This window comes from Cephaloticoccus primus (assembly GCF_001580015.1).
In the GTDB taxonomy this organism is placed as follows: Bacteria; Verrucomicrobiota; Verrucomicrobiia; order Opitutales; family Opitutaceae; genus Cephaloticoccus; species Cephaloticoccus primus.
On record NZ_LSZQ01000004.1, the window covers coordinates 1 to 6064 of the forward strand.

General features: G+C 66.2%; 5 protein-coding genes and 1 pseudogene. All 6 read left to right on the forward strand.

Annotation, left to right across the window (positions count from 1 at the left end; genetic code table 11):
* Window positions 1-258 precede the first annotated feature (258 nt).
* The 6 genes and pseudogenes from rpmH (at window position 259) to metX (ending at window position 6018) form a co-directional block, all read left to right on the forward strand.
* Window positions 259-396 (forward strand): 50S ribosomal protein L34, encoded by a 138-nt coding sequence (rpmH, locus tag AXK11_RS00315; RefSeq protein ID WP_068628199.1) that lies wholly within the window; start codon window positions 259-261, stop codon window positions 394-396.
* An 83-nt stretch (window positions 397-479) separates the two neighbouring features.
* Window positions 480-932, forward strand: a complete 453-nt coding sequence (gene rnpA, locus AXK11_RS00320) for a ribonuclease P protein component (RefSeq protein ID WP_068628201.1) — start codon at window positions 480-482, stop codon at window positions 930-932.
* An 88-nt stretch (window positions 933-1020) separates the two neighbouring features.
* A pseudogene (yidD, locus tag AXK11_RS10315) lies at window positions 1021-1263 on the forward strand (membrane protein insertion efficiency factor YidD); the annotation flags it as partial.
* A 173-nt stretch (window positions 1264-1436) separates the two neighbouring features.
* Window positions 1437-3350: a YidC/Oxa1 family insertase periplasmic-domain containing protein gene (locus AXK11_RS00330; protein WP_068628202.1), complete on the forward strand. Its 1914-nt coding sequence runs from the start codon at window positions 1437-1439 to the stop codon at window positions 3348-3350.
* A 96-nt stretch (window positions 3351-3446) separates the two neighbouring features.
* On the forward strand, window positions 3447-4205 hold the full coding sequence (locus tag AXK11_RS00335) for a YebC/PmpR family DNA-binding transcriptional regulator (RefSeq protein ID WP_068628204.1): 759 nt from the start codon (window positions 3447-3449) through the stop codon (window positions 4203-4205).
* A 547-nt stretch (window positions 4206-4752) separates the two neighbouring features.
* Window positions 4753-6018 (forward strand): homoserine O-acetyltransferase MetX, encoded by a 1266-nt coding sequence (metX, locus tag AXK11_RS00340; protein WP_082780703.1) that lies wholly within the window; start codon window positions 4753-4755, stop codon window positions 6016-6018.
* Window positions 6019-6064 lie beyond the last annotated feature (46 nt).

The window sequence follows — 6064 nt, forward strand, 5'->3', positions numbered from 1 at the left end:
GGTAAATCGCATCATCTCTCCCCAATAGGCTCCATTTGCGTTTTGGGATTCCTCTCCTGTCGCGAAGCGACAGGGAGGCTAATTTGGGAATCGTGTTCCGACGCGCAGCGGCGGGGCCGATTCCCAAATTCAATGGCACGTGGCGCCCCGCCACCGCCACACGCGCAGTGGACCTCTGTCATCCACCGCGCGGCTCAAAGACCGTTGACAGCGTCGAGAGGCTGCGGCACTTGGGTCACCTCTTAACGACTTAAACTTATGCAACCCACTTTCCGCCCACACCGCAAAAAGCGCGCCCGCCAGATTGGTTTTCGAGCACGCAAAGCCACCGCCAGCGGCCGCAAAGTGCTCGCCGCACGCCGCGCCAAGGGCCGCAAGCGTTTGACGGTCGTCTAAAGGCCGCCCCTCCGGCGACCTGAAACGCACACGACACCGCGCCCTCCTTCCCTGCCACCTCGCCCGCGCCGCTGCCCCGCGCTATGCGTCTTAGCCCAGAGCAGCACCTGCGCACGCAACGCGATTTCCAAAACGTACGGCAGGCAGGCCGCCGTTATCAGTGCGACGCCTTTACGCTGTGGTGGTGGGCGCAAGCTGGCACGGCTTGTGCACGGCGGCCCGCGCCGGACGAGCTCTCAAACGCCGACTGCGCGCCCTCTGCCGCGCCACTCCGGCGAGTCGGCGTTGTGGCCTCCCGCGCCGCAGTGGGAAATGCCGTGCAGCGCAACCGCGCGAAGCGCCGCTTGCGCGCGCTCTTCCGGCTCCACCAGGGCGAGCTGCCGCCCAGTGGTGACTTGCTCCTCGTGGCGCGGCGCTTGCTCAACCGCCTGCCCTGGAGCGTGCTCGAAAAACGCTTTTTGGGAATTTGCGAGCAACTGTGCCGAGCCCTTCCGGGTGCATCTCCCGCACCTCGCACCGCGACCTCCGATGCCTAAGGCCACCACTCCTCCAGCCCTCGCGATACACCAGCCGCCCCTCCCGCCCAGCAGCGCGGCGGCGAGGGCGCGCGCCGTAGCCACGAGGCTGGCTGCGCTCCCCGCGGCTCTCTTGCTCGGGCTCGTCAGGCTCTACCAGCTCACGCTCTCGCCCGCGTTGCCCGCGATTTTCGGGCCAGCCTGCGGTTGCCGTTTCTACCCCACCTGCTCGCACTATGCGAGCGAAGCCCTCCGCACGCACGGCGCGCTCTATGGCACTTGGCTGACGCTCGTCCGCCTGCTCAAGTGCACACCGCTGCACCCCGGCGGGCTTGATCCCGTGCCGCCCCGCCCGCCCGCGCGCCGCCGCAACTCGCGCCCCACCTGCTCGCGAATCGCCACAAATCGCGCAGCTGCCACACAGGCGTTTGCCACGGCCCGGGGCGCAAATGAAGCCGCCGCACCCGCCGCAGCGCTTACCACTTCCTCCAAGGTTCTCACCCTCTCGCTAAACTGATTTTTTTCATGGATAAGAAGAACACCGTCATCGGCGTACTGCTGCTCTTGGCAGCCTTTGTCGCCCTGAAGTTTGCACCGAGCCCGCAGCCACCTGTTGCGCCCGCGCCGCACGGTACCGCAGGCAGCCCGGGCACACAGCCCGCGGGCAGCACAACTCCCGCAGGCACTATCGCGACGCCCGGCGGCATCCCGCCCGCCGTGCAGCCCGTCGCGACCACAGCACCGACGGCGGCCGTTGCCGAAATCTCCGCCCTCAACAGCACCGACAGCGGCCACAGTACCGCGCTGCTCGCCAACGGGTTCATCGAAGTGCGCCTGAGCAACCGCAGCGCTGCGATTGAGGAAGTCGCCCTGCGCCGCTTCCCCGAAGCCCGTGGGAGCAGCCAGCACTACATTTTCAATCAGGTGCGCACGGGCCCGATGCTCGGCATCACCGACCTGCCCGGCCTCCCCCAATCATCCACCGGCGGCCTCGGCCCGCGCTTCGAGATCGTCTCCCAAACCCCCAAGGAAGTCACCTACCGCGCCATCCTCGACGGCGGTCGCCTGGAGCTCACCCGCCGCTACTACCTGCCCGATGGCAACGAGCCCGGCACCGACCCCTACCAGCTCCAGCATCAGACCACCCTGCGCAACCTCAGCGGCGAGACACTCGCCCTGCCGCGCCTCGCGCTCAGCCTCGGCACCGTCGTCCCCACCGGCAGCGACGTGTACGGCCAGCAGCTCACAAGCGGCTACTCCGACGGCAAGAAACAACACTTCATCGAGCACACCCGCCTCCAGGGCGGCGGCTTCCTGAGCCTGTTCGGCATCGGCTCGCGCGAGCCCACCGCGCTGCTCCCCACGCACGCCAACGTGCGCTGGGCCTCGCTCGGCAACCGCTTCTTCGCCAGCATCCTCACGCCTGCCGCAGAGTCGCCTGCCGTGGGCCTGCTCACCCGCCGCGTGCCGATCGCCACGCCCGACGGCTCGCCCCAGCCCACGCACTACGGCCTCGGCGCCGAAGCGCTCTTCGACCTGAGCCCGCTCGCCCCCAACGCGAGCAACACGCTGGCGATGGATTTTTACGTGGGCCCCAAGGCCTACCCGCGCCTCTCCAACAGCGACAACTTCAAGGCCGATCAGGACAAGGTGATGAACTACGGCATGTTCCGGTTCTTCAGCCAAACCCTGCTCACCATGATGGACTGGGTGCACCGCTGGGTCTCGCCGCTCGCGCCCAAGTGGGCCTGGGGCTGGGCCGTGGTCATCACCACGCTGACGCTCAAGATCGTCTTCCTGCCGCTCACGCTCGCCGCCTCGCGCTCCGCCAAGCGCATGCAGAAAATCCAGCCCGAGATGCAGGCCCTGCGCGAGAAGTTTAAGGACAACCCGCAGAAGATGCAGCAGGCCACGATGGAGCTCTTCAAGAAGAACAAGGTAAACCCGATGGGCGGCTGCCTGCCGATCCTCGTCACGATGCCCTTCTTCATCGGCTTCTTCGTCATGCTGCGCACCGCCTCGGAGCTGCGCTTCGAGTCCTTCCTGTGGGCCGCCGACCTCAGCGCGCCCGACACCGTCGCCCGCGTCCTCGGGCTGCCGATCAACATCATGCCACTGCTCATGGGTGCCACGATGGTGATCCAGATGCGCCTCACGCCCACGCCCTCGGCGGACAACATGCAGGCCAAGCTCCTCAAGTTCATGCCCTGGATGTTCACGCTGTTTTGCTACAACTTCTCCTGCGCGCTCGCGCTCTACTCGACCGTCAACGGCATCTTCACCATCGGCCAGCAGCTCATCATCAACCGGATGAAAACCGACGGCCCGGCGGCCGCGCCCGGTTCGCCCGCCGCCCCCGCCACTGGTCCCGCCGCCGGCGGTGGCAAACGCGGTGGCAGCAAGCCCATGAAAAACATCACCCCTGCGCGCAAAAAATAGTCGGCGCAGGGGCCGCGCAGGCCCTACTGGATTTTACACCCCCGCTTTTTCTCGCGGCACAAAACCGCCCACCGCCCGCTCACACCCTTCCTCGTCATGGCTGGACATAACAAGTGGTCAAAGGTCAAACGCATCAAAGCCGTCACCGACGCGCGTAAAGGCAAAGTCTTCTCGCGCCTCTCGCGCGACATCACGCTGGCCGCCAAAGCCGGCGGCGGCGACCCCGACGCCAACGCCCGCCTGCGCACCCTGCTGCTCAAGGCGCGCGACGCCAACATGCCCGCCGACAACGTTGAGCGCGCCATCAAGAAAGGCACCGGCGAGCTCCCCGGCGTCGTATTCGAAGAGCTCGCCTACGAAGGCTACGGCCCGGGCGGCGTCGCCTTCGTCGTAAAAGTGACCACCGACAACAAAACCCGCAGCGCCCAGGAAGTCCGCTCCGCCTTCTCCAAGCTCGGCGGCAACCTCGCCCAGAGCGGCTCCGTCGCCTTCCAGTTTTTGCACGCCGGCCAGTTCCTCATCACCAAGGAACAAGCTACCGAAGACCAGCTCATGGAAGTCGCCCTCGAAGCCGGAGCCGACGACGTCATCACCAGCGACGAAGGCTACGAAGTGCGCTGCGACCTGCACCAATTCGACAAAGTGCTCCACGCCCTCGAAGCCGCCGGCATCAAGACCGAGAGCGCCGAGATCAGCTACATCCCCACCAGCACGATCCCCGTCACCGACGCCCAAGTCGCCAAAACCCTGCTCAAACTCCACGACGTCCTCGAAGACCTCGACGACGTCCAGGCCGTCTTCTCCAACGAAGAAATGGACGACGCCCTGAGCGCAGCGACCGCCGGCGGCGAGTAACAGGCGACTTTGAAAGAACCTCCACTGCGCGTGGGGCAGTGGCGGGGCGCCACGTGCCATTCAATTTGCGATTTTGCCCGGGCGCAAAGCGCCCGGGCAAAATCGCAAATTGAACGGGACATCCTCCCTGCCGCGTTGCGGCAGGAGAAGGAGCTTGAATCGCGGATGGAACGGAAACCCGTTTGGGCGCGGCGAAAAAGTTGACGGGTTAAATCTCCGTCTGACCGGAGGTCAGACTCATTCAACTGAGCGGCTTGTTCGTCGGGCGGAACGCCCGACAGCAAGCCGCTCAGTAAATGGGTGCAGGCACCGCCTGCCGCTGCCCGCGTAGGGCACTGCCTCCCGCTCCCCACGCGCAGTGGGTGGAAGTCTTCGACTCTTGCTTTTGGCGAGCCGCTCGTTGGCGGTTCGTCAACCTGCCGAGAGCGGGCCAGTGCACCAACGAGTGCGCCGCAAAAATAAAACGGTCGGAAGACCGCTCCTATGACCGAGCGAAGGCGTGACGACCGCTTGCTTCGCCACCGCGTTTTCTCTGTGTTCTCCCGCCATGCCCGATCTGGATGATGCCCACTCGACAGCCTGCGCCACTACCGCGCACGACAGGGAGGACGAGTGTAGCCAGCGGCAAGCGGCCTCGGCGGCGCCAGCGGCAGCAGCCGCTGACGGCGGAGTCGGCATCGTCACCCCGCGCGACTTCGTCTGCACCACGCCCTTCACCTTTAAGAGCGGGCAAGTCCTCCCGGGCTTCACGATGCGCTACGAGACCTACGGGCAGCTCAATCGCGCGCGCGATAACGCCATCCTGATCTGCCACGCACTCAGCGGCGACCACCACTGCGCGGGCCGCCACAGCGCCGCCGACCGCAAGCCCGGCTGGTGGGACCACCTGATCGGGCCCGGGCGCGCGGTTGATACCGACCGCTTCTACGTCATCTGCGCAAACTGCCTCGGCGGCTGCTCGGGCACGACCGGCCCCTCTTCCATCGATCCGGCGACGGGCAAGAGCTACGGCATCGCCTTCCCCTTCGTCACGATCAACGACATGGTGCGCTCGCAGAAGCGGCTCCTCGACCACCTCGGCGTTGATCAGCTCCACGCCGTGATCGGCGGCTCGATGGGCGGCATGCAGGCGCTGCTGTGGGCCATCCTCTACCCCAACTTCGTGCGGCGCGTCCTCGCGATGGCGACCACCGCCCGAGAAGGCGCCCAGGCCATCGCCTTTAACGAAGTCGGCCGCCAGGCCATCATGCAGGATCCGGCCTGGGAGCAGGGCAACTATCCGGCCGATGGCGGCCCGCGCGTGGGCCTCGCCATTGCGCGGATGATGGCTCACATCACCTACCTGTCGGACGCCTCGATGGAGCGCAAATTTGGCCGCCGCAAGCGCGTCACCACGACCACCGCGCACGGCGAAAATCCCTACTCCTTCGACATCCAGTTCGAAGTCGAGAGCTACCTGCGCTACCAGGGCCAGAGCTTCATCAACCGCTTCGACGCCAACTCGTACCTCTACATCACCCGCGCGCTCGACCACTTCGACCTCGCCCACGCCTACGGCTCGCTGGAGCAAGCCTTCGCCCCCGTGCAGGCCGAGACGCTCGTCGTCGGCTTCACCAGCGACTGGCTCTTCCCCCCCGAGCAAAACCGCGAGATCGCGCTCACACTGCTGCGTGCCGGAAAACGCGCCAGCTACGCCGAGCTCGCCACCGACCGCGGGCACGACTCATTCCTCCTCGAATCCCCCGACCTCTACCGCATCGTGCGCGGCTTCCTGGAGCGAGAACACGAGTTCGTCCTCGACTTCTCCATCTAGCCCAAGGCCCGGCAACCGACATGCCGCCGACCTCCCCCCCCCTTCC

Coding starts and splice junctions, on each gene's coding strand:
- AXK11_RS00335 (WP_068628204.1), top strand. CDS start 3,447: ATGGCTGGACATAACAAGTGGTCAAAGGTCAAACGCATCAAAGCCGTC.
- rpmH (WP_068628199.1), top strand. CDS start 259: ATGCAACCCACTTTCCGCCCACACCGCAAAAAGCGCGCCCGCCAGATT.
- AXK11_RS00330 (WP_068628202.1), top strand. CDS start 1,437: ATGGATAAGAAGAACACCGTCATCGGCGTACTGCTGCTCTTGGCAGCC.
- metX (WP_082780703.1), top strand. CDS start 4,753: ATGCCCGATCTGGATGATGCCCACTCGACAGCCTGCGCCACTACCGCG.
- rnpA (WP_068628201.1), top strand. CDS start 480: ATGCGTCTTAGCCCAGAGCAGCACCTGCGCACGCAACGCGATTTCCAA.